Genomic DNA, 22,526 nt, shown 5'->3' with positions numbered 1-22,526 from the left:
AATCACTCTCTCTACGGGTGGAACAGCTCACGCGGGGTCGAGCACGAAGTTGTAGGTGACGTAGTTCTTGCCGTCGTCACCGGTCTTCGGGTCGAGGATGAGCTCGGGCTTGGTGGCGGACGCGACGTCGCTGTCGATCCACTCGCCGCCCTTGAAATACAGCTGCGTGGTCACCGACTCCTTACCGGGAGCCGACACGATGAGATGCAGGTGCGCGGGACGCCACGGGTGCCCGTTCTGCGCCTCGATGAACTGACCGGTCGGGCCGTCGGTCGGAATCTTGTAGGGCGCCGGCTGGATCGTGGTGATCTCGTAGCGGCCCTCCTCGTCGGCGATGATCGTGCCGCGCAGGTTCCACTCGGGAAGGTGCGGGGCGAACTGCGAGTAGTAGCCGTCGTTGTCGGCGTGCCACAGCTCGACCTTCGCGCCGGCGAGCCCGTTCCCCTCGAGGTCGGTGACCTGGCCGGAGAAGACCAGCGGGGTGATCTTCCTGTCTTCCTCGCGCATGGGCAGGGTGCAGGTGGAGGGCAGTTCCGGCGCACCGGCAATGTAGTACGGTCCCTCGATGCTGCCCTTGGTTCCCTTGCGGGTGCGGGCGAGAACCTCTTCGACGGAGTGCTCGATGAACACGTCGAGGAACAGCGGCCACTCCCCGCCCTCACCGACGTCGATGAGCCACTGCTTGAACACGCGGTACTCGGGGTAGGTGACGCCGTGCTTCAGGATCACGTCGTTGAGCGCGCCGAGGGCGTCCTTGGCGATCGCCGCGAGCCGCTCCGGCGAGGTGTCGGCGCTGACGCGTTCGGACTTGAACTTGTCGGTGGCTGCGGAGCCGGATCCGGCGGCGGTGGGGCTCTCGGTGGTGGTCATCTGTTTCTCCTTGGGCTGGGAGGGAAGCGGATAAGGCTGATATCGAGTTGTGGGCGACACGGTGGGTGTTCACGCGCCGAGGTCTTGCGTATGTACGCTGTGCGTACTACTATCACGCTATGCGTACATACCTACTGTGCGCGCAGTCACATTGAAATGTCAACCCCGACTTCCGTGCACCCTGACGAAACCGCTGGTGGAGGCCGCAATGCCCGAGAACGATCGCGACTACATCCAAAGCATCGAACGTGGCTTCGCGGTGCTTCTAGCCTTCGATGCGCAGCGCCCCAACCCGACACTGGCCGAACTCGCCACCGAAGCGGGGCTCTCGCGTCCCGCGGTCCGCCGGATCCTGCTCACCCTGCAGAAGCTCGGTTACGTCGCCGGCTCAGGAGGCCGGTGGTCGCTCACCCCCCGCGTGCTCAGCATCGGGCAGCACTACTCGGAGTCGCACGCCCTCATCGAAGCGGCGATGCCCCGACTGCTCGAGGTGGCGGAGAAAACGCAGGAGTCGGCCTCGCTGGGCGTGCTCGACGGGGCCGACGTGGTCTACGCAGCGCGCGTTCCCGTCCGCCGGATCATGAGCATCAACGTCTCGGTGGGCACCCGGGTCCCCGCGTACGCCACGTCGATGGGTCGCGCACTGCTCGCGTGGGCGCCCGCCGACGTCGTCGAACGCGTGGTCAGCGAGTCGACCTTCGCCAAACTCGGACCCGACACCATCGGCAGCGCCGCAGAGTTCGAACGCGAACTCACCAAGGTTCGTGAGCAAGGATTCGCGTTGACGTCCGAGGAGCTCGAAAAGGGACTCATCTCGCTGGCCGCCCCGGTCCGGGACGCGGCAGGCTCCGTCGTGGGCGTGGTGGCCTGCTCCACCTCCACTGCACGCAATACGCCCGCGCAATTCCGGGAACAGGCCGTGCCGTGCGTCCTCGCCGCCGCGGCCGCCCTCAGCTCCGACATGGGGTTCGCGGGCTGACAGCTGCAGTCCGGCTACAGCGGGTCGAGCACGAATTCGCAGGACATCTCCTGCGTTGCGCCGAGCGGCGGCACCACCCGCGTCCCGAGCGAGCGGTAACCGCGCGCATGCACGATCACGTTGATGTGACCCACCTCGTTACGGCTTGGGACACTGGAGAATTCGCACGGCGCGGGCTTGATGGTGGAGATGTCGAAGCGACCCCCGGCGCAGGTGACGACGATGCCGCGCAGATTGTTGCGCAGAATCTCGACGGAGTACCCGGAATAGCAGCCGTCGGCGTCCGCGTGCCACACCTCGAGCTCTGCCCCCGACAACGTTTCGCCGTCGCGTGACCGCACCACTCCCGTGATGCGCAGCGGAGTTCCGGGTTCACCGGGGAGTGCCGCGAGGTTTGCCTTCCAGGGCAGCACTCGCTGGGCGGGGAGGTAGAACTCCCGATCGACGTGGTCGAGGCTTACCCGGTCCACGTGCGGTGCGGACGTGGTCGACGTCGAGGTCGAGGTCATTATCGGATCCGATCACTGTCGTACGCTGTGCGTACGGTGAGAACGCTGTGCGGTCGCTATCGAGTGTTCTTGTAGTCACACGGTTCGTCAACCCGCGGCCCGTTCACATCGGGGACGGGTGGGTCCGGGGCATCCGTGGGATAATTGCCCCGCCATCGGCGGACAACGACGTTTCGCCGCCCCGGTTCGCGCTTTGTGCCGGCCACGTCGAATCCCCGAGGATCACATCGATGAACACCCCTCCCCGCAGCATCACACTCCGCTTCCTCGCGGCCCCCACGGAGGTGGCAACCCTGGGCGGATCGATCCAGGGCGGACGCATCCTCGAGTGGATCGACAAGGCCGCCTACGCGTGCGCGGTCGGCTGGAGTGGCGGCTACTGCGTCACCGCCTATGTGGGAAACATCCGCTTCACCCGATCGATCGAGTCCGGTCACCTGGTGGAAGTCGAGGCGAGGCTGGTGCACACGGGCCGCTCCAGCATGCACATCCAGTGCACGGTGTCCTCCGCAGACCCGCGGACCGGTGAGTTCACCGAGGCCAGTAACTGTCTGGTGATCTTCGTGGCCGTCGATGATTCCGGCAAGCCGAAAAGCGTCCCGCCGTGGCTGCCTGTCACCGCCGAGGACCACGCCGAAGCCGACGAGGCGATCATGCGGGTCGGCCTCCGCGCCGACATCGAAGAGGCGATGAGCAGGCAGGAATACACGGACAAGGGCACGGCACCCGTGTCGGTCATGAGATTTCTCGCAGCCCCCACCGACGTCAACTGGGGCGGCAAGACCCACGGTGGCACGGTGATGCGCTGGATCGACGAGGCCGCCTACCTCTGCGGTACCGCCTGGAGCGGCGGTCCGTGCGTCTCGGTGTACGCCGGTGGGGTCCGGTTCTACCGGCCGATCCAGATCGGTCACGTCGTGGAGGTCGATGCCCGACTGCTCCATACCGGCGCGCAGACCATGCACGTTTCGGTGCACGTGCGATCAGGCGATCCGCGCACGGGCGAGATGAATCTGACCACCCACTGCCTCACCGTGGTCGCCGCGATCGACGAGGAGGGCGCCGCAACCGCAGTGCGGCAATGGATTCCGCAGTCCGACGAGGATCGCGGGCTCGAGGCACACGCCCGGGAACTCATCGCGCTGCGGGCCCGCGCCCGGATCGGTGCCCTGTCGTAGCCAGGCCGAACAGCGACTGACCAGACGACGTCAGCCGCGCAGCACGTCCGACGGCGCCGCCCCGTACTTCTTCCGGAACGCCGCCGCGAACCGGCCGGTGTGGGTGAACCCCCACCGCATCGCGACATCGGACACCGTGGCCGAGGAGTCGGCGCGGAGCAGGTCGGCGTGGACACGATCGAGCCGCACGTCGAGCAGGTAGTCGCGGGGGCTCACCCCGACATACTCCTGGAATCCTTCCTGAAGGCGCCGGACCCCGACACCCGCGATCTCGGCCATCTCGGCCGCCGTCCACGCCCGCGCGGGGTCGGCGTGGATCTCGTCGATGACCCGCTTGACGATGCGCGGCCGGGTACCGGCACCGGCCGTCTCGTCGTCCGGTATCGCTGCCAGGACCAGTGCCGTGGTGACCGCCCCCGACAGCTGCTCGGCGACGAGGGGGTTGGCGTAGACACCGTCCGAACGCAACATCTGATCGAGGAGTGACCGCACCAACGCCAACCAACTGGCACCGTTCTCGCTGGTCAGATCGAATTGCGGGGGCAGGCGCAGTCCGGGCCGCGCCAGAATCCGCGCCATCTCCCTGTGGAGGTAGTCGCGGTCGACCCGCACCCCGATGATCGAGCAGTCCTTGCTCCAGTCGGTGATGAGCGTCGTGGTGTCGGGTGGACAGATGGTCCCCGACCCGGGCGCCGACGACACCTCGGTTTTCCCGGTCACCGACTCCAGGTGTCCCGACAACGGCACGTTCACCGCGTACGCACCCGGGTGATCCGACTGGATCGACACGTCGGCTCCCCACCCGATGCGGGTGATCTTCACCGGGCCCAGCTCCACGGCTTCCGCGACCGTATTGCTGGCGGTCTCTCTGCTCAGCGGGGTCAGGCGGTGCGGGAAGTAGACGTCCGACACCACGTGCGACGCCTCGTCCCAATCATCGGAACGGACGAACCTGGACGTGGTCGACATGGCACAAGTGTGACCGCGGACACCATCGATTGCAATTTCCGCCGTGATCCGAGTCACTGCGCAAAGTGGATCGGCACCTCGCACAGCGGATCGACGCGCGGTGGACCTGGTCGTACCTTCGTGTTCACCGCAACAGCGCCCCGACACGAAGGGAGGCTTCCGATCATGGAACAGCGCGAACTCCGGAACATTTTCGGACAGTTCGCCAGCGGAGTCACTGTCATCACGTGCAGCAACTCCGACGGCGAACCGCACGGAGCCACTGTCACCGCCTTCACCGCCGTCTCCCTCGAGCCACGGCTGTGCCAGGTGACGCTGACCCGTAAGTCGAAGGCGTGCCGCTACCTCAGCAATGCGCCCTTCGCGGTGAACATCCTGGCCGCCGACCAGGTCGACACAGCACTGCATTTCGCCGGCCGGCCGCAGGAGCCGCAGCCGACGTGGACGGACGGCCCCACCGCCCCCGTCCTCTGCGGCTCGGCCGCCACGCTGTCGTGCGTGCCGTGGGCCGAGTACGACGGCGGCGACCATCTCATCTTCATCGGCGAGATCGTCGACGCGCAGACCACCGGGAAGGATCCGTTGCTGTTCTACCGCAGCACATTCCACGACCTCGGCGCCCCGTCGGCTTCGGCCGCCTGGAACGGTTCCATGGACGACCCGCACAGTGGCTGGTTCGACGCCACCACCTCGTTCACTCCGTTCCATCTCCACACCGTCTCCTGATACCGATTTCCTGAAGAAAGGCCATCTCGATGACCACCACCGAATCCGCCCCCGACACCGCCGTCGATCGCACCAAGGTCAACGTCGCCGCCGACAGCGAGGTGAATCGCACGAAGAACTTCGCGTCGCGGCCGATGACCGGCGACGAGTACATCGAATCGTTGCGTGACGATCGCGAGATCTGGTTACACGGCGAGCGTGTCGAGGACGTCACCACCCACCCGGCGTTCCGGAACCCCATTCGCATGACTGCCCGTCTCTACGACTCGATGCACACCGGTGAGCACGTCGATAAGGTCACCACCCCCACCGACACCGGCAACGGCGGCGTCACCATGCCGTTTTTCAAGGCGCCGACCTCGTCCGACGACCTCCTGAAGGAGCGCGACGCCATCGCCACCTGGGCGCGGATGACCTACGGCTGGATGGGCCGCAGCCCCGACTACAAGGCCTCCTTTCTCGGAACCCTCCACGCGAACAAGGAGCTGTACTCGCCGTTCCAGGACAACGCCGAGCGCTGGTACAAGGAGTCGCAGGAGAAGGTTCTCTACTGGAACCACGCGATCATCAACCCGCCGGTCGACCGGCAGCTGCCTCCTGACGAGGTCGGCGACGTGTTCATGAAAGTGGAGAAGGAAACCGACGCAGGCATTATCGTCTCCGGCGCCAAGGTCGTGGCCACAGGATCGGCGATCACCAACTACAACTTCATCGCCCACTACGGTTTGCCGATCAAGAAGAAGGAATTCGCGCTCATCTGCACGGTGCCGATGGACGCACCGGGCGTGAAGCTGATCTGCCGGTCCTCGTTCACCCAGAACGCCGCGGTGATGGGCACCCCGTTCGACTACCCGCTGTCGAGCCGGATGGATGAGAACGACACCATCTTCATCTTCGACAAGGTCCTCGTGCCGTGGGAAAACGTGTTCATGTACGGCGACGTCGACAAGATCAACGGCTTCTTCCCGCAGTCGGGCTTCTTGCCCCGCTTCACTTTTCAGGGCTGTACCCGCCTCGCCGTGAAGCTCGACTTCATCGCCGGCATGTTGATGAAGGCACTCGACGCCACGGGAGCGGGCGGCTTCCGAGGCGTGCAGACCCGCGTCGGTGAAGTGATCGGCTGGCGAAACCTGTTCTGGTCCCTCACCGAATCGATGGCACGCAACCCGGAGCCCTGGATCGGCGACACCGTCATCCCCAAGCTCGAATACGGCCTCACCTACCGCATGTTCATGATCCAGGGCTACCCCCGCATCAAGGAGATCATCGAGCAGGATGTGGCATCCGGGCTGATCTACCTGCCGTCGTCGGCCGCCGACTTCAAGAGTCCCGATGTGCGTCCGTACCTCGACAAGTACGTTCGCGGCTCGGACGGCATGACCGCGGTCGACCGCGTGAAAATCATGAAGGCGCTGTGGGATTCGATCGGAACCGAGTTCGGCGGCCGCCACGAACTCTACGAGCGGAATTACTCCGGCAACCACGAGAACGTCAAGGCGGAACTGCTTTTCGCCGCCGAGAACCGTGGTGACGTCGCCTCCATGAAGGGCCTGGCCGAGCAGTGCCTGGCCGAGTACGACCTCGACGGCTGGACGGTGCCGGACCTCATCGGCAACGACGACGTCTCGTACTTCGGCAACAAGTAACTACACACGCGCAATCCCCGTCAGAAACGCACGAGCTCTGACGGGGATTTGCCGTACCTGCGACGATATGCAGCGGAAAACCGGCCGGCGTGGGTAAACCCCCACCGGGCAGCGATGTCGGAAACCGTGACACCTGGCTCCCGCGCCCTCAGATCGGCGTCCGCGCGGCTCAAGCGGATGTCGAGGAGGCATTCGGACGGGCTGCGCCCGACGTACTCGCGAAACCCTTCCTGCAGCCGGCGAACGCTGGTGCCCGCCAGCTGAGCCATGTCTGCCGCCGTCCACGCGCGGGCCGGGTCGTCGTTCAGCCCGTCGAGTACGCGCTTGACGATGCGGGGACGCGGCGCCGCCCTGTGCACGTCCTGATCCGGTGTGACTGCCAGGACGAAGGCTGCGGTGATGGCGCCGGCGAGCTGCGGTCCCACTACCGGATTGGCGAGCAGGTCGGATGGTTCGCGCAGTTGCGCGGTCAGCGACCTCAACAGTCGGAACCAGCTGTTGCCCGAGGCGTCGGTGAGGTCGATCTGGGAGGGCAGCAGCAACTTCGGGCGCACGTCGGTGCCGAGTATGCGATCCGCTTCCCGTTCGAGGTATTCGCTGTCGAACTTGACGCCGAGCACCGAGCAATCCCCGCTCCACCGGCTGATCAGGGTGGGTTCGTTCGCCCGGAACACCGTCGCCTGACCGGGCCGCGACACCACGTCGCCCACCGGGGAGCGCGACTCCAGGGAGCCGGAGAGCGGGATGTTGACCTCGTACGCGCCCGGGTAGTCGCAGGCGATCGATACGTCCGCACCCCAGCCCAGTCTGCCGAGGGTGACCGGCCCGAAATCGACGGTACGCATCGAGAGTTTCAGGGAGCCGTCCGGAGACAGGTCCGTCAACGTGTGCGGGAAGTACGCACCGGCCACCGCCCTCGACGCCGCGTCCCAGTCATGAGTCTCGGTAATCGTCGATGCCATCGCCTACACCTGCCTCGTCCACACGTCGTTCCGACCTCCATTGAAGCTGTGCCGTCCCGCTGAGTCGAGGATAACTGAGATACCAATCACAACTAGTCGCGCACATCGTCCAGCCGTCGCGCGAATCGGCTAGACGCACCCGAGAGCTGGCCCCTACATTCTCCTTCACCCGCCGCTGCAGCGAAAGTTGTTATCGAACAAGGAGAATCACATGACTGCGACCCTTTCCTGGATCGACGAGATCACCATGACGGAGCTCGAACGCAACCCTTACCCCGTGTACGAGCGGTTGCGCGTCGAGGCCCCACTGGCATACCTCCCAGTTCTCGGCTCCTACGTGGCGACCACTGCGGAGCTGTGCCGAGCCATCGCCACCAGCCCCGACTTCGAGGGGATCATCACGAAGGCCGGCGGCCGCACGTTCGGCCACCCCGCGGTGATCGGGGTCAACGGCGATATCCACCGCGACCTCCGCTCGATGGTCGACCCCGCTCTGCAGCCGTCGGAGGTGGACCGCTGGGTCGATTCACTCGTCCGCCCCATTGCCCGGCGTTACGTGGAGCAGTTCGAGAACGACGGCAAGGCCGACCTGGTGTCGCAGTACTGCGAGCCGGTGAGCGTCCGAGCATTGGGCGACCTGCTCGGCCTGAACGACGTCAGCTCGGACACGCTACGCGACTGGTTCCACCGGCTGTCGAACTCCTTCACCAACGCCGGCGTGGACGAGAACGGTGAGTTCACCAACCCGGAGGGCTTCATCCAGGGCGATGACGCGAAGGCCGAGATCCGGGCCATCGTGGACCCCCTGATCGACAACTGGATCGTCAATCCCGATGACAGCGCCATCTCCCACTGGCTGCACGACGGGATGCCCGAGGGACAGGTACGGGAGCGGGACTACATCTATCCCACACTCTTCGTCTTCCTGCTCGGCGCGATGCAGGAGCCCGGGCACGCAATGGCGTCGACCCTCGTCGGCCTGTTCAGCCGTCCGGAGCAGCTCGAGGCGGTGATCGACGAACCCGCGTTGATCCCGCGCGCCATCTCCGAGGGGATGCGCTGGACTTCCCCGATCTGGTCGGCGACGGCCCGCATCAGCACGAAGGATGTCACGGTCGGCGACGTCTTCCTGCCCGAGGGTTCGGTCGTCCTGATGTCCTATGGCTCCGCCAACCACGACGCCGAGGTCTACGACGCTCCGACGGAGTACGACATGACCCGCCCACCGCTGCCCCATCTGGCGTTCGGCGCCGGACAGCACGCCTGCGCCGGTATCTACTTCGCCAATCACGTGTGCCGCATCGGGCTCGAGGAGCTCTTCGAGGCAATCCCCAACCTCGAACGGGACACCGGCGCCGACGTCGAATTCTGGGGCTGGGGTTTCCGCGGCCCGACAGCACTGCACACCACCTGGGAGGTATGACCATGACCCGCACCGAGACACACACCGTGTCCGTCGGCACCGACACAGTCCAGTGCGGTCCCGATCAGGCCATCCTCGACGCCTTTCTCCGCGGCGGCGTCTGGATGCCCAACTCGTGCAACCAGGGCACCTGCGGAACCTGCAAACTGCGGGTCGTGTCGGGTTCGGTGGATCATCGGAGATCTCCCGACAGCACACTGAGTGCGGCCGAGCGTGACGCCGGGTTCGCGCTGGCCTGCCAGGCTGCTCCCTGCGGAGACACGGTGGTGGAGCGGCTGGACTCGGCACCCGCGGCGACCGTTCATGCCCTGCGGGATCTGGTGGGCACGGTCAGCGGAATCGAGGACATCGCCCGCGACACCCGGCGCTTACTCGTCACTCTCGACAGTCCGCTCGAGTTCTCGGCGGGGCAGTATGTGGAATTACGGGTGCCGGGCTCGGATCAGGGGCGCCAGTACTCGATGGCGAACTCCCCCAGTGAATCGAAAGTGCTCGAATTCCACATTCGCCGCCAACCCGGCGGGCTGGCCACCGACAACTGGATCTTCGGACCGTTGAGTGTGGGCGATCGCGTCGACATGGTGGGTCCGCTCGGCGACTTCTGCCTCGACACCGACGACGACGGGCCGATGATCCTGCTCGGCGGCGGAACCGGGCTCGCGCCGCTCAAATCGATAGCAGCGCAGGCTCTCAGGGCTACACCCGACCGCACCGTTCATCTGTATCACGGCGTGCGCGAGGAAGCCGACCTCTACGACGTGGACCTGTTCCAGGAGTGGGAACGCGCGCACCCCGGCTTCCGCTACCGGCCATGCCTGAGCGACCAGATGTGGCCCGGTCGGACCGGCTACGTCACCGATGCATTCGTCGACGATTTCGACAGCTGTCGCGGCTATTCCGGTTACCTGTGCGGGCCACCCGCCATGGTCGACGCCGGCGTCAAGGCGTTCAAGCGCCGGCGTATGGCTCCGAGGCGGATCTTCCGCGAGAAGTTCACCCCGGCCGTCTGATCGTCGCGCACACCGGGGTTGCCGGCCCCGGTGTGCGCATCGTGAACATGTCCTAGGCAGTACTCGGTAAATACCTAGTGTGATGCAGCGCACAGGCTGCAAGAGTGGAATCCATTGCCGGACCCGGGCGCCCTCGCAGGGCGCAAGCCCCCGGAGATCTTGGAGGATCCCATGACTGAAACCCTGTATACAGCGCCGTCCGACGACGTGCGCGCCAAGCTGGCCGACGCACTGATCGAGGACGCGGAAACCGGACGCTACCAGGTGCGACGCAGCGTCTTCACCGACGAGGACCTGTTCGAACTCGAGATGAAGCACATCTTCGAGGGCAACTGGATCTATTTGGCCCACGAGAGCCAGATCCCGAACGTCGGCGACTACTTCACCACGTACATGGGCCGTCAGCCGATCGTCATCTCCCGGAACAAGGAGGGCGAACTCAACGCCCTGGTGAACGCGTGCAGCCACCGCGGCGCCATGCTCTGCCGGCGGAAGACGGACAACCGGACCACATTCACCTGCCCGTTCCACGGCTGGACGTTCAACAACTCCGGCAAGCTCCTCAAGGTCAAGGACCCGCGTGGGGCCGGCTACCCGGAACAGTTCAACAAGGACGGTTCCCACGACCTCACCAAGGTCGCGCGGTTCGAGAACTACCGCGGATTCCTGTTCGGCAGCCTGAACCCCGATGTCCCGCCGCTCGAAGAACACCTCGGTGACACCACGAAGATCATCGACATGATCGTCGACCAGTCACCCGAGGGCCTCGAGGTGCTGCGCGGTGCGTCCACCTACACCTACGACGGCAACTGGAAGCTGCAGACCGAGAACGGCGCCGACGGCTACCACGTGTCCGCCACCCACTGGAACTACGCCGCGACCACGTCGCGTCGGGAGTCGGGCGAATCCACCAACGCCACCAAGGCGATGGACGCCGGCAAGTGGTCGAAGCAGCAGGGCGGGTACTACTCGTTCGACAATGGGCACCTGCTGCTGTGGACCAAGTGGGCCGACCCCGCCAACCGTCCCCTCAACGAGCGTCGTGACGAACTCGTCGCCGAGTACGGGGAGGACCGCGCCGACTGGATGATCGGGGTGTCCCGCAACCTGTGCCTGTACCCGAATGTGTACCTGATGGACCAGTTCGGTTCGCAGATCCGGCATTTCCGTCCGATCTCCGTCGACAAGACCGAGGTCACCATCTACTGCATCGCCCCCAAGGGTGAGAGCCGGGTGGCACGTGCCGCCCGCATCCGCCAGTACGAAGACTTTTTCAACGCCACCGGCATGGCTACCCCGGATGATCTCGAAGAGTTCCGCTCCTGCCAGAAGACCTACCAGGCCGCAGCCGCACCGTTCAACGACCTCAGCCGCGGTGTCACCCACCAACTCCGGGGCCCCGACGAGGATGCAAAGAAAATCGGTATCAACCCCATCTCCAGTGGTGTGAAAACCGAGGACGAGGGCCTCTACCCGATCCAGCACGGGTACTGGGTGCAGGCGCTCACCAAGGCACTCGACGCCGACGCTGCCGCTGCTGCGAACAACCGCTGAGGGAGAAAAGTTACATGACTGCAGTAGCCGAAAACACCGTCACCCAAAACGATATCGAGCAGTTCCTCTACCGTGAGGCCCGCTACCTCGACGACCGCGAATTCGAGAAGTGGATCGAGTGTTATCACCCCGACTCCGAGTTCTGGATGCCGGCGTGGGCCGACGACGGTGAATTGACCACCGACCCGATGACCGAGATCTCCCTGATCTACTACGCCAACCGCGGCGGCATCGAGGACCGGGTGTTCCGCATCAAGACGGACAGGTCGAGCGCGACGAGCCTGCCGGAACCGCGTACCGGTCACAACATTTCGAACGTCGAGGTGACCGAGCGTCGCGGCCATGTCGTGGACGTCCGGTTCAACTGGTTCACGCTCTACTTCCGCTACAACACGGTCGACACGTACTTCGGAAATTCGTTCTACACCATCGACTTCTCCGGTGAGCAGCCACTGATCCTGAAGAAGAAGGTCGTGCTCAAGAACGATTACATCCACCACGTGGTCGACATCTATCACATCTGATCTTCTTCCCCATTCTTCGCGAATCGAGCTGTTTTTATGACTTTCCAAGTTGCACTGAGTTTCGAGGACGGGATCACCCGCTTCATCAAGTGTGACGGCGACGAGACGGTCGCCGACGCGTCCTACCGCGCGCGCATCAACATCCCCCTCGACTGTCGAGACGGGGCGTGCGGCACCTGCAAGTCGCTCTGCGAATCCGGCACGTACGACGGCGGCGACTACATCGAGGAAGCGCTCACCGACGACGAGGCGGAGCAGGGCTACTGCCTTCCGTGCCAGATGATGCCGGAAAGTGATCTGGTGCTGCAGATCCCGACGACCTCCGACGTCGCCAAGACCGCCGCAGGCACGTTCTCGTCGACGATCACGGAGATCCGCAGGTTCTCCGACACCACCATCGGGTTCACGATCGAGATCGCGAACCGCGAGGATCTGGTGTTCCTCCCAGGGCAGTACGTCAACATCACCGTGCCCGGGACCGAGGCGACGCGCTCGTACTCGTTCAGCACCGGGCCCACGTCCGAGGAACTGTCGTTTCTGGTCAAGATCACCGACGGCGGCCTGATGTCGGAATACCTGCGCGACCGCGCACAGGTCGGCGACACGCTCGAGTTCACCGGCCCGATGGGAAGCTTCTTCCTCCGCGAGCAGAAGCGTCGCGCCGTGTTACTCGCCGGCGGCACCGGGCTCGCTCCGCTGCTGTCGATCCTCGACAAGATGCGCACCGACGCCGCCGACCACCCCGTCCACCTGGTCTACGGCGTGTCCACCGACGCAGATCTGGTGGAGCTGGACAAGCTCGAGACATACACGAAGTCACTGCCGCAGTTCACATTCGACTACTGCGTGTCCGATCCGGCGAGCAGCGCGCCGAACAAGGGATACGTCACCGGGCTGTTCGAACCGGCGCATCTGAACGACGGTGATGTCGACGTGTACCTGTGCGGGCCGCCGCCCATGGTCGAAGCCGTCCGCGACCACCTGAAGTCGGAGGGGATCACGCCGGCGAACTTCTACTTCGAGAAGTTCAACAACGCGGCGACCCCCCACGGATCCGAGACGCCCGCACCGCGACCGGCCGACACGCCCGAATCCGCTGTGCCCGAGCACGAGATCGGCGAGGAGCACCAGCCGCTGTCCGAGTCGGGTGCGCAGTTCGACGCCCGCATGGCACTCGAGAACAGCACAGTCGCATGAGGCCGGCGTTCTACGCGAATCGGTTCGACGGGCGGGCCGTCACCGTCACCGGCGCCGCACAGGGAATCGGGCTGGCCGTCGCAACCCGGCTCGCCGACGAGGGCGCGTCCGTCATCCTCGTCGACCGCGCCGAACTCGTCCACGATGTCGCCAAGGAACTGCGGGAGAGGGGGGCCGAGGCACACAGCATCACCGCGGACCTCGAACAGTTCACCGGCGCGCAGGACGCGATCGACGAGGCCCGCGCCCAGCACGGCCGGATCGACGTGCTGATCAACAACGTCGGCGGAACGATCTGGGCAAAACCGTACGAGCACTACACGCCGGAACAGATTGCCGCGGAGGTGCAGCGGTCGCTGTTCCCGACGCTGTGGACGTGCCGCGCCGCACTGCCGCATCTCATCGCGCAGCACAGCGGCACGATCGTCAACGTGTCGTCGGTTGCAACCCGCGGAGTCAATCGCGTGCCCTATGCAGCCGCGAAAGGCGGGGTCAACGCTCTCACCGCGTCGCTCGCGCTCGAGGCGGCACAGTACGGAATTCGCGTGGTGGCCACCGCTCCCGGAGGGACCGAGGCACCGGCGCGCCGCGTCCCACGCGGTCCCGGTACCGAATCCGAGCAAGAGAAGGCGTGGTACCAGAACATCGTCGACCAGACCGTCTCTTCGTCGCTGATGAAACGGTACGGCACCCTCGACGAACAGGCTGCTGCGATCCTTTTCCTCGCCTCCGACGAGGCCTCCTACATCACCGGCTCGGTACTGCCCGTCGCCGGTGGCGACCTCGGCTAGCAGCCCCACACATCTCCACCGCCTCATCGGCGGGCAATCCGGCTCGCCGTCACACTTCCCGAGCGGAGATCGTCATGAACCCGTCCACGACCGACAGCTGGGCAAGCCCCCGCCATCGCAGGGCTGTCACCTGGATCGTCACACTCGCGACCATCGCCATCGTCTTCGACGGCTACGACCTCGTCGTCTACGGCACCATCCTCCCGATGTTGCTCGACGACCCCACTCAACTCGGGGCGATCTCACCGGCCCAGGCGGGCGCGCTCGGTTCCTACGCCCTCGTCGGTGTGATGGTCGGCGCGCTGGCGTCGGGCGCCATCGGCGACTATCTCGGCCGCCGCCGGATGATGCTGATCAACATCGTGTGGTTCTCCGTGGGTATGGGGCTCGCGGCGCTTGCCACGAGCATCACCACCTTCGGACTGCTCCGATTCTTCACCGGGATCGGTGTCGGCGGACTCGTCGCCACCGTGGGCGCGATGGTCGCCGAATTCGCGCCTCCCGGAAAACGCAATCTGTACAACGCCATCGTCTACAGCGGAGTCCCAGCCGGCGGTGTACTCGCATCTCTGCTGGCCATAGTGCTCCGCGACGCGATCGGCTGGCGCGGCCTGTTCTGGATCGGCGCACTCCCGCTCGTCACGCTGCTGCCACTGGCCCTCATGAAGCTGCCGGAGTCCCCGAAGTGGCTCGTCGCACGCGGGCACGAGGACAAGGCCCGCCGCATCTCCGAACACACGGGTATCCCCATGCCCGACGCAGAGGAGCTCGCCCTCGAACGCGCATCGGTCGAGAAGGTCGGATTCGCGGCCCTCGCGACCCGACGGTATGCCTGGGCGACAGGACTTCTCGGTGTGATGAGCTTCTCCGGTCTCCTCCTCACCTACGGACTCAACACCTGGTTGCCGAAAATCATGGGAGACGCGGGCTTCAACGCCAAGGGGTCACTGTCCTTCCTGCTGGTCCTCAACGGCGGCGCCATCATCGGCGGTCTGATCGCCTCCAAGATCGCCGACGGTATCGGCCCTCAGCGCGTCGTGGCCACCACGTTCTTCCTCGCTGCGGTCGCGCTGGTGGTGCTCACCCTGGGATTCCCACTCCCGGTGCTGCTCGCCTCGGTCGCGGTCGCCGGAGTGGGCACGATCGGAACTCAGGTGCTGATCTACGGTTTCGTGTCCAACTACTACTCGACCTCCGCCCGCGCTGCGGGAGTGGCATGGTGCGCCGGATTCGGCCGGCTGGGCGGAATCTTCGGACCCCTCATCGGCGGCGCCCTCATCAGTGCAGGGATCAGCAGCCAGGTCGCGTTCTCCGTGTTCGCGGGCATTGCCGTACTGGGCGCCTTCGTCACGTTCTTCGTACCGCGCGCACGAGTCGCCCTCCGCGCCGAGGTTGCGCCCGTCACCGCCTAAACGGTCCAGGTGTCGTGACCGGTCAGAAGCCGCTGGAGCGAGCCCTCGTCTACGGGATCCCTCTCGCGGGCGAGGTCGTTCTGCCTGCGCACCGCATCGTCGTAGGTGTCGCGCACAACGCTGCGGAATACGCCGGTCACCGTGTGGGTGAGGTCCTGGTCGGACAGCCGCGAGAGGGCGTACGCGTAATCGGGATCATCGGTGTGGGCGTCGTGCATGACGATCTCGTTCCGGTCGACGTCGGCGGTCTCGACCACCTTCAGACCGAAACCGGCACGCACGACGCAGTATTCGCCGGCGTTCCCGAACACGATCGGCTCTCCGTGTGTCAACGGAATCAGCCGCTGCTCCGCACCCTCCTTGCGGAGCACGTCGAACGAGCCGTCGTTGAAAATCGGGCAGTCCTGAAAGATCTCCACGAACGACGTGCCCCGGTGCGCCGCGGCCGCGCGCAGCACCTCGGTGAGGCCCTTGCGGTCGGAGTCCAGGGCGCGTGCCGCGAACGTCGCCTCGGCACCGAGCGCCAGGGACAACGTGTTGAACGGGTGGTCCACCGACCCCAGCGGGGTGGACTTGGTGACCTTCCCGACCTCCGACGTCGGTGAGTACTGGCCCTTGGTGAGGCCATAGATCCGGTTGTTGAACAACAAGATCGTCAGATTGACGTTGCGCCGCAACGCGTGGATCAGGTGGTTGCCACCGATGGAGAGGGCATCACCGTCACCGGTGACCACCCACACCGACAGGTCCGGACGCGTAACCGCCAGCCCGGTCGCGATGGCCGGGGCACGGCCGTGGATCGAGTGCACGCCGTACGTGTCGAGGTAATAGGGGAACCGGCTCGAACATCCGATGCCGGAGACGAACATCATGTTCTCGCGCTTCAGGCCGAGCTCCGGCAGGAAACTGCGGATCGTGGCCAGGATGACGTAGTCACCACAGCCCGGACACCACCGCACCTCCTGGTTCGTGGTGAAGTCCTTGGCTTTCTGCGCTACATCGGTGTGTGGGACGTCCGCGGTCGCGCTGAGCCCGAGAGTCCTCCCGATGCGATTGATCATCTGGGTCACGCCGGTTCCTCCTGCCGGGGGCGGTTCGTCCGATAGGTGGCCGAAGCGAGCGCGTCGGAGGTCTTGGCCAGCTCCTGCTCGCGCAACGTTCCCGCCAGCGCCGCGTCGATCACCCTGTGTATTTCGTCGCTGAGGAATGCGAGACCCTGCACCTTGGTGACCGACTGCACGTCGACGAGGTACCTCGACCGCAGAATCATCGCCAGCTGGCCCAGGTTCATTTCGGGTGCCACCACTGTGGGATAACTGCGGAGCACCGCACCGAGATTCGACGGCAGGGGGTTGAGGTGTCGCAGGTGTACCCGGGCAACCTTCTTCCCCTCCCGCCGGGCCCGGCGGCACGCCTCAGCGATGGGACCGTACGAACTACCCCACCCGATCAACAGCAACTCCGCCTGACCGGACGGATCGTCGACCACCACATCCGGGACGGTGATGCCGTCGATCTTCGCCTGCCGAAGCCGGACCATGAGGTCGTGGTTGGCGGGATCGTAGGAGATGTCACCGCTGCCGTCGGCTTTCTCGAGCCCACCGATCCGGTGCTCGAGCCCGGTGGTACCCGGCACTGCCATGGCGCGGGCCAGCGTCTCCGGGTCGCGCGCGTAGGGCGCGAACACCCCTTCCGACGGAGGCGCCTTCTCGTAGTCCACGTCGATCGGGTCCATGTCCGCCACATTCGGAACAGCCCACGGTTCACTGCCGTTCGCGATGGCACCGTCGGAGAGCAGAAGCACCGGAGTGCGATAGGTGAGGGCTATCCGCGCGGCCTCGACGGCGGTGTCGAAGCAGTCGGCGGGTGACCGCGGAGCCAGCACCGCGACGGGCGATTCACCGTTGCGCCCGTACATCGCCTGCAGCAGATCCGACTGCTCGGTCTTGGTCGGCAGTCCGGTGGACGGCCCACCGCGCTGCACATCGATCACCAGTAACGGCACCTCCGTCATCACCGCCAGCCCGATCGCCTCACTCTTCAGCGCCAGGCCCGGCCCGGACGTGCTCGTCACCCCCAGCGCCCCGCCGATCGACGCCCCGAGGGCCGCCCCGATACCGGCGATCTCGTCCTCCGCCTGGAAGGTGGTGACACCCAGGTTTCGATGCTTGCTCAGCTCGTGCAGGATGTCCGACGCCGGAGTGATCGGATACGTACCCAGGAACACCTCGCGCGAGGCCAACTGCGCCGCCGTCACCACTCCGTAGGCCAGCGCGGTGTTGCCGGTCACCTGACGGTAGGTGCCCCGCGGCAGGGTCGCGGCCGAGATTTCGTAGGTGGTGGCGAAGGTTTCCGTCGTCTCCCCGTAATTCCACCCCGCCGTGAAGGCGAGGAGGTTACCCTCCGCGACCTGGGGTTTCGCCGCGAACTTGGTGCGCAGGAACTGCTCGATACTGCGTGTGGGCCGGTTGTACATCCACGAGAGCAATCCGAGCGCGAACATGTTCTTGGCCCGCTCACCGTCTTTGCGGCTCAGGCCCGCAGGTTGCACCGCGCCCACCGTCAGCGTCGTCATCGGGACCGGGTGCACCGTGTAGTCCGCGAGGGAATCGTCCTCGAGCGGATTGGCCGCGTACCCGACCTTCGACAGGTTCCGCTTGGTGAACCCGTCCATGTCGACGATGATCATCCCGCCGCGCGGCAGGTCGGGCAGGTTCGCCTTCAACGCGGCCGGGTTCATTGCCACCAGCACATCGGGGCGATCACCCGCGGTGAGAATGTCGTAGTCGGCGATCTGGATCTGGAACGACGACACCCCGGGCAACGTGCCCTGCGGCGCACGAATCTCGGCGGGGAAGTTCGGTTGCGTGGCGAGATCGTTGCCGAATGCCGCCGCCTCCGAGGTGAACCGGTCCCCGGTCAGCTGCATGCCGTCACCCGAATCGCCGGCAAAGCGGATGACCACCCGCTCCAGCTTGGTGGAGTTCGCGTCCGTCGTCATAAGTGCACCGGATCTCTCGACTGCTGCGTCCGTGTCGATCAGCTGCTTCTCACCTCACGTTACAAGCGTTCCGCCGTTCTGCCAGGCACCCGCCCGAAATCGCGTCGCGATACGGTGAGCCTTGTGAGTGACCCAGCCAACAGCGAACTCGTCGGCCGTTCGCGTGAGCTCGCAAGTCTCGAGGCTTTCCTGCGCGGGGCAACTCCCGACCTGCCGGCCGTCGTGGTGGTCGAAGGGGCCGCCGGCATCGGCAAGACCACCCTCGTCGAGGCGTTCCTTGCAGCGCACTCCGAGGTGCCGACGCTTGCCGCAGTGTCTACGCCCTGGGCGACGGGGCACCCGTTCGGCGTGGTCGAGCAGTTGCTGGGGTCCGCAGTGACCGCACGACATCCTCTGGACGTCGCCCACGAGTTCGCCGCCGCGGTGACCGCACTTCCCGGGGAGAAGGTCGTGGTCGTGCTCGACGACGCACACTGGGCTGACCTCGAATCTTTGCAGGCCGTCACGTCGGCCAGTCATCTTCTCGACCGGCCTGCCATGCTGGTGCTGATCACGACGTCGGAACCGGCCGCCGACGTCTCGCCCGACGTGATCGAGCTCCTCGACCGACATCACCGTCACCGGCTGTGTGTCCCGCCCCTCGATGCGTCCGACATTCGAACACTCGCGAACCGTATTGCGCACGTGGATCTTCCAGCGCCCGTAGCGCACCAGCTCACGCAGCACACGGCCGGAAATCCCCGGCACGTCACGCAACTCCTGCACGAAGTGGAGCCGGACGCCTGGTCCCACTGGCAACCCGTGCTGCCCGTCCCCCGGGCCGTCACCGCATCGGTGCGCTCGCGGCTCACGGCGTGCTCGGCGCCCGCGCGCGCCCTGGTCGAATCGGCCTCCGTCCTCGTCGGTGATCCGCGTTTCGCCGATGCCGCCGAACTTGCGGACATCGAAAATCCCGTCGAAGCACTCGACGAGGCGCACCGAGCGGGACTGCTGACGATGGGCGAGCATCGCGGCGTCACCGTGCTGGTGTTCCCCTCGGCACTCACCCGGGCCGCCGTCTACCGCGACCTCGGCCCGATCCGACTGCGCGACCTGCACGAGCACGCAGCACGCATCGTCGACGACGACAGTCAGCGCCTCGACCATCTGGCTGCCGCGTCACCGTTTCCCCACCCCGAACTCGCCGATGAACTCGACCGCCACGCCGTCCACCGGGCCACGGTCGGGGCCTGGTCCGCCGTCGCGGACGCCCTGATCAAGTCGAGCCGCCTCAGCGCAGACCGACGCATTCGAGAGCAACGCCTGATCCGCGCCGTCGACGCCCTGGTCGGGACCGGAAATCTGCCGCAGGCGATCGCGTTCGCACCCGAAATCGAAAGCTTCCCCGCAAGCCCGCTCCGTGACGCCGTCCTCGGCTATCTGGCCATCCAGCGGGGCCGACCTGCGGAGGCCGACCTGCTGCTCACGCAGTCGTGGTCTGCCTGCGACCCCGCAACGGATCCGGCGACTGCCGCACTGATCTGTCAGCGCCGGGTCCTCGACTCCCTGGCCCGGTGGCACGGGCCCGATCTCGTCCAGTGGGGTTCGCGGGCAGTGTCACTCGTCGACCCGAGCGATCCTTCGGCCGTGGAATCCGCGGCGATCATGGGCCTCGGGCTGGCAGCGACGGGCAAGACAGCCGAGGCGCGGGCCGCGTACGACCACCTGTCGGCCACAGTCGCACTGGGCGCCCAGTCGCAACGCTTCGAGATGGCCCGGGGGTGGCTCGACCTGGCGTTGGACGAGCCGGAGGCGGCGCGGCAGGAACTCGAAAGTGCCGTGCCGACGGCATTTCGGATGGGCTCTGCCCGTATTTCGCTGTGGGCGCAGGCCTGGTTGGCTCGCACCCAGTTCGCCCTCGGTGACTGGAGTGGGGCCGTGGCCACCGTCGAACGTGCCGCGCGTCAGCTGGAGGATGTCGGGCTGGATCTACTGCGGCCACTCGTGCACTGGACGGGAGCGCAGACGCAGGCGCTGCGTGGCAATCGCGATGCCGCGCAGCACCACCTCCGGCGGGCGGCCGCGAGCCTCCACGACTACCCGATCATGTTCTTACCGTCCTCGCTGGCACGCGCCCAGTGCGCCGAAGTGGAAGCCGACTACCCCACGGTGATTCGCGCACTCGAACCCCTCACCCGGCTCCAGCCGCGGGAGGGAGTCGATGAACCCGGGTTCTGGCACTGGCCGGACGTCTACGCGAATGCGCTCGTCATGGTCGGGAGGGTGGACGACGCCGACACCTTTCTCCTCCCCCACGAGGAACGGGCCGCAGCGCGACAGCACCGTTCCGCCCAGGCGCGGCTCGGCTATGCCCGCGGACGCATACTCGGCGCCCGCGGGGATATCGACGCCGCCCGAGCCGTCTTCGAGCAAGCACTGCAGCATCTCGACACGCTGCCGTTGCCCTACGACCGCGCCCGGGTCAACTTCGCGTACGGCCAGACCCTGCGACGGGCCGGTAAACGCCGTGAGGCCGATGCGGTGATCCAGGCCGCGCGGGAGGGATATTCGGCTCTCGGTGCCACGTCGTACGTGTTGCGGTGTGACCGCGAAATCAAGGCGGGCGGACTCAACCTCGAGCGCAGTCGTGTCTCACTCGCGGACCTGACGCCTCAGGAACAGGCGGTGACGGAACTCGTCGCAGGTGGTGCCAGCAACAAGGAGGCAGCGGGAGAACTGTTTCTGTCGGTCAAGACGGTGCAGTACCACCTGACACGGGTCTACGCGAAGCTCGGCGTGCGCTCCCGCAGCGAGCTCGCGGCGCAGTTCCGCAACGACGGCTGAGGTCGGGCGGGGGGCCGGAAACCACCCCAGGGTGCCTTTTCCCGGGCACCCGTTGCGCGAAGGCTGGCACCTGAGCGTCCTGACAACCAGGCGCCCATCCGACCACAGGAGGTCTTCGAGATGAAGGACACGATCGACGCGGTCGAGGCCGACCGCGAGTTGAAATCCCGGCACCGCGCCATGTGGGCGCTCGGCGACTACCCCTCGCTGGCCGGCGAGGTGATCCCGGACCTCGGACCGGCGCTGGTGGCAGCGTGTGAGGTGCGGTCGGGCGACCACGTTCTGGATGTCGCAGCGGGGTCGGGCAATGCCGCTATTCCTGCCGCGCTCGCAGGGGGTCACGTCGTCGCGAGTGACCTCACCCCGGAACTGTTCGATGTGGGACGCCGTGAGGCTGCCGCGGCGGGGGCTGCTGTCGAATGGCAGCAAGCGGACGCCGAGGCACTGCCCTTCGACGACGAGGAGTTCGACGTCGTCATGTCCTGTGTGGGTGTCATGTTCGCGCCGCACCACCAGCAGAGCGCCGACGAGATCGTCCGTGTCTGTCGTCCGGGTGGAAGGATCGGACTGCTCAGCTGGACGTCGGAGGGTTTCATCGGTCAGATGTTCGCGACGATGAAACCGTATGCCCCCGCTCCCCCACCCGGCGCGCAACCCCCACCGCTCTGGGGTCGCGAGGAACACGTCCGGGCGTTGCTAGGCGACAGAGTCACCGATCTGACGGCGACGCGGCAGACGTTGCACGTCGAGAAGTTTCCGACGCCCGAGGAGTTCCGCGACTATTTCAAGGAGCGGTACGGCCCCACGATCGCCGTGTACCGCAACATCGCCGGTGACCCGGAGCGGGTGGCCGCACTGGACGGTGAACTCGCCGACCTCGCGCGACGCCACTTCGACGGGACCGCCATGGAATGGGAGTACCTCCTGGTGACCGCGCGCAGACGGTGACCAC

Annotated in this window: 18 protein-coding genes and 1 pseudogene; 13 read left to right on the top strand and 6 right to left on the bottom strand. The window is 66.0% G+C overall.

Annotation, left to right across the window (positions count from 1 at the left end; all coding sequences use genetic code 11):
• Positions 1–27 precede the first annotated feature (27 nt).
• Entirely contained in the window at positions 28–870 is an 843-nt protein-coding gene (gene catA / locus ACH49N_RS25660) for a catechol 1,2-dioxygenase (RefSeq protein ID WP_159923631.1), read from the bottom strand.
• A 208-nt stretch (positions 871–1,078) separates the two neighbouring features.
• Between catA and ACH49N_RS25655 the strand changes: the two genes are divergently transcribed.
• Positions 1,079–1,849: an IclR family transcriptional regulator C-terminal domain-containing protein gene (locus ACH49N_RS25655; protein ID WP_317765112.1), complete on the top strand. Its 771-nt coding sequence runs from the start codon at positions 1,079–1,081 to the stop codon at positions 1,847–1,849.
• Between the two features lie 14 nt (positions 1,850–1,863).
• Here ACH49N_RS25655 and ACH49N_RS25650 read toward each other — a convergent pair whose 3' ends face one another.
• Complete coding sequence (locus ACH49N_RS25650; protein ID WP_358275269.1) at positions 1,864–2,358, bottom strand: intradiol ring-cleavage dioxygenase; 495 nt, start codon at positions 2,356–2,358, stop codon at positions 1,864–1,866.
• Positions 2,359–2,588: 230 nt separating this feature from the next.
• On the opposite strand from ACH49N_RS25650, the gene ACH49N_RS25645 reads away from it, so the two are divergent.
• Positions 2,589–3,536 carry an acyl-CoA thioesterase gene (locus ACH49N_RS25645; protein WP_358275270.1) on the top strand — a complete coding sequence of 316 codons (948 nt, stop codon included), beginning with the start codon at positions 2,589–2,591 and terminating at the stop codon, positions 3,534–3,536.
• Between the two features lie 30 nt (positions 3,537–3,566).
• On the opposite strand, the gene ACH49N_RS25640 is transcribed toward ACH49N_RS25645, so the two are convergent.
• Positions 3,567–4,505: an AraC family transcriptional regulator gene (locus ACH49N_RS25640; protein WP_250777042.1), complete on the bottom strand. Its 939-nt coding sequence runs from the start codon at positions 4,503–4,505 to the stop codon at positions 3,567–3,569.
• A gap of 165 nt (positions 4,506–4,670) precedes the next feature.
• On the opposite strand from ACH49N_RS25640, the gene ACH49N_RS25635 reads away from it, so the two are divergent.
• Entirely contained in the window at positions 4,671–5,231 is a 561-nt protein-coding gene (locus ACH49N_RS25635; RefSeq protein WP_159923621.1) for a flavin reductase family protein, read from the top strand.
• A gap of 29 nt (positions 5,232–5,260) precedes the next feature.
• Complete coding sequence (locus ACH49N_RS25630) at positions 5,261–6,877, top strand: 4-hydroxyphenylacetate 3-hydroxylase family protein (protein ID WP_213576192.1); 1,617 nt, start codon at positions 5,261–5,263, stop codon at positions 6,875–6,877.
• Between the two features lie 20 nt (positions 6,878–6,897).
• On the opposite strand, the gene ACH49N_RS25625 is transcribed toward ACH49N_RS25630, so the two are convergent.
• The gene (locus ACH49N_RS25625) at positions 6,898–7,839 is read right to left on the bottom strand and encodes an AraC family transcriptional regulator (RefSeq protein ID WP_317765120.1); all 942 of its coding nucleotides are present in this window, start codon (positions 7,837–7,839) and stop codon (positions 6,898–6,900) included.
• Positions 7,840–8,050: 211 nt separating this feature from the next.
• Between ACH49N_RS25625 and ACH49N_RS25620 the strand changes: the two genes are divergently transcribed.
• The 7 genes and pseudogenes from ACH49N_RS25620 to ACH49N_RS25590 all read left to right on the top strand — a co-directional run bounded on the left by ACH49N_RS25620 (position 8,051) and on the right by ACH49N_RS25590 (position 15,750).
• Positions 8,051–9,262 carry a cytochrome P450 gene (locus tag ACH49N_RS25620; RefSeq protein WP_358275273.1) on the top strand — a complete coding sequence of 404 codons (1,212 nt, stop codon included), beginning with the start codon at positions 8,051–8,053 and terminating at the stop codon, positions 9,260–9,262.
• Positions 9,263–9,264: 2 nt separating this feature from the next.
• Positions 9,265–10,272 carry a 2Fe-2S iron-sulfur cluster-binding protein gene (locus ACH49N_RS25615; RefSeq protein ID WP_358275274.1) on the top strand — a complete coding sequence of 336 codons (1,008 nt, stop codon included), beginning with the start codon at positions 9,265–9,267 and terminating at the stop codon, positions 10,270–10,272.
• A gap of 171 nt (positions 10,273–10,443) precedes the next feature.
• Entirely contained in the window at positions 10,444–11,826 is a 1,383-nt protein-coding gene (benA, locus tag ACH49N_RS25610; protein WP_358275276.1) for a benzoate 1,2-dioxygenase large subunit, read from the top strand.
• Positions 11,827–11,840: 14 nt separating this feature from the next.
• A complete protein-coding gene (benB, locus tag ACH49N_RS25605) occupies positions 11,841–12,350 on the top strand; it encodes a benzoate 1,2-dioxygenase small subunit (RefSeq protein WP_358275278.1) in 510 nt (169 codons plus the stop codon).
• A gap of 36 nt (positions 12,351–12,386) precedes the next feature.
• Positions 12,387–13,529 (top strand): annotated as a pseudogene (gene benC / locus ACH49N_RS25600) (benzoate 1,2-dioxygenase electron transfer component BenC); the annotation flags it as partial.
• Positions 13,530–13,543: 14 nt separating this feature from the next.
• Positions 13,544–14,338, top strand: coding sequence for a 1,6-dihydroxycyclohexa-2,4-diene-1-carboxylate dehydrogenase (locus tag ACH49N_RS25595; RefSeq protein WP_358275279.1), 795 nt, complete (start codon positions 13,544–13,546; stop codon positions 14,336–14,338).
• Between the two features lie 74 nt (positions 14,339–14,412).
• Complete coding sequence (locus ACH49N_RS25590) at positions 14,413–15,750, top strand: aromatic acid/H+ symport family MFS transporter (RefSeq protein ID WP_358275281.1); 1,338 nt, start codon at positions 14,413–14,415, stop codon at positions 15,748–15,750.
• Here the strand turns inward: ACH49N_RS25590 and ACH49N_RS25585 are convergent.
• Together ACH49N_RS25585 and ACH49N_RS25580 are read right to left on the bottom strand one after the other, a co-directional pair.
• The gene (locus ACH49N_RS25585) at positions 15,747–16,811 is read right to left on the bottom strand and encodes a 2-oxoacid:ferredoxin oxidoreductase subunit beta (protein WP_358275411.1); all 1,065 of its coding nucleotides are present in this window, start codon (positions 16,809–16,811) and stop codon (positions 15,747–15,749) included. The two genes, ACH49N_RS25590 and ACH49N_RS25585, sit on opposite strands and share 4 nt — an antisense overlap.
• A 5-nt stretch (positions 16,812–16,816) precedes the next feature.
• Positions 16,817–18,751 (bottom strand): 2-oxoacid:acceptor oxidoreductase subunit alpha, encoded by a 1,935-nt coding sequence (locus ACH49N_RS25580; protein ID WP_358275283.1) that lies wholly within the window; start codon positions 18,749–18,751, stop codon positions 16,817–16,819.
• Between the two features lie 123 nt (positions 18,752–18,874).
• Between ACH49N_RS25580 and ACH49N_RS25575 the strand changes: the two genes are divergently transcribed.
• The gene (locus tag ACH49N_RS25575) at positions 18,875–21,574 is read left to right on the top strand and encodes an AAA family ATPase (protein ID WP_358275284.1); all 2,700 of its coding nucleotides are present in this window, start codon (positions 18,875–18,877) and stop codon (positions 21,572–21,574) included.
• A 120-nt stretch (positions 21,575–21,694) separates the two neighbouring features.
• Positions 21,695–22,522, top strand: coding sequence for a methyltransferase domain-containing protein (locus ACH49N_RS25570; RefSeq protein WP_358275285.1), 828 nt, complete (start codon positions 21,695–21,697; stop codon positions 22,520–22,522).
• Positions 22,523–22,526: the final 4 nt, after the last annotated feature.

This window comes from Rhodococcus sp. NPDC019647, from assembly GCF_044389235.1.
Classification (GTDB): Bacteria; Actinomycetota; Actinomycetes; order Mycobacteriales; family Mycobacteriaceae; genus Rhodococcus_F; species Rhodococcus_F oxybenzonivorans.
The sequence above is the reverse complement of the archived record's forward strand: the minus strand, read 5'-3'. Positions and strand labels throughout refer to the sequence as shown.